Origin of the sequence: Trabulsiella guamensis ATCC 49490 (genome assembly GCF_000734965.1) — a bacterium.
In the GTDB taxonomy this organism is placed as follows: domain Bacteria; phylum Pseudomonadota; class Gammaproteobacteria; order Enterobacterales; family Enterobacteriaceae; genus Trabulsiella; species Trabulsiella guamensis.
In genome coordinates, this window is record NZ_JMTB01000180.1 from 1 (window position 1) to 925 (window position 925).

General features: G+C 59.7%; 1 protein-coding gene. It reads left to right on the forward strand.

Annotation, left to right across the window (positions count from 1 at the left end; genetic code table 11):
* Positions 1-101: 101 nt before the first annotated feature.
* Entirely contained in the window at positions 102-893 is a 792-nt protein-coding gene (locus GTGU_RS23415; RefSeq protein ID WP_038163617.1) for a phage head morphogenesis protein, read from the forward strand.
* Positions 894-925: the final 32 nt, after the last annotated feature.

Sequence of the window (925 nt, forward strand, 5' to 3'; positions counted from 1 at the left end):
GTCCGGGCTGCCGGAGCTTCAGAAACAGCTGGAGCCTGACGAGTTTGCGCGCCAGCTCGCCCTGTTGTGCTTTAAAGCCCGTGCGCTCGGAGACGTAAGCGATGCGTAAGCCCGACAAATTCACGCTGGTCCCGGAAGAAGCGCTCGCCTGGCTGAAGGCGAAAAAGCTGAAACCCGGATTCGATTACCGGGATGTCTGGCAGGACGAACACCGCGCGGCGTTCACCATCGCGAAGATGACGCAGCTGGATTTGCTGGCCGATGTCCGCCAGCTGGTTGAGGCGGCGCTGGAGAACGGCCGGACGTTTGCACAGTTCCGGGCTGAGCTGGAGCCATTGCTGATTAAACGCGGATGGTGGGGCCAGAAACTGACGGATGATCCGCTGACCGGCGAAACAAAGCTGGTGCAGCTCGGCAGCGACCGTCGTCTGCGGGTTATCTACGACACCAATATGCGCACGTCACGCGCGGCGGGACAGTGGGAACGTATCGAGCGAACGAAGCGGGCCATGCCGTATCTTATCTATACGCTGGGTCCGTCGCGGGAACACCGCGCCGATCATGTTCGCTGGGCCGGTGTCTGCCTTCCGGTTGATGATCCGTTCTGGAATACCCACATGGGCCCGAACGGCTGGGGCTGTAAATGTGGTGTGCGGCAGGTCAGCCGTTACGAGTACGACCAGATGAAACAGAACGGCAGCATTAAAACCTCTGCCCCTCCTGAGCGATATGTGAAGTGGGTCAATAAGCGCACGGGTGAGGAAGAGTCCATTCCGGAAGGCATCGATCCGGGCTGGGCATATAATCCCGGCACGGCCAGAGGGCGAGAACTGGATGCTGCTCTGGCGCAAAAACAGACTGCATTCGACAGTTACACTCCACCCCGTCAGTAAACCACCTCAGACGCCTCAGGTGACGTTATCGC

Coding starts and splice junctions, on each gene's coding strand:
- GTGU_RS23415 (WP_038163617.1), top strand. CDS start 102: ATGCGTAAGCCCGACAAATTCACGCTGGTCCCGGAAGAAGCGCTCGCC.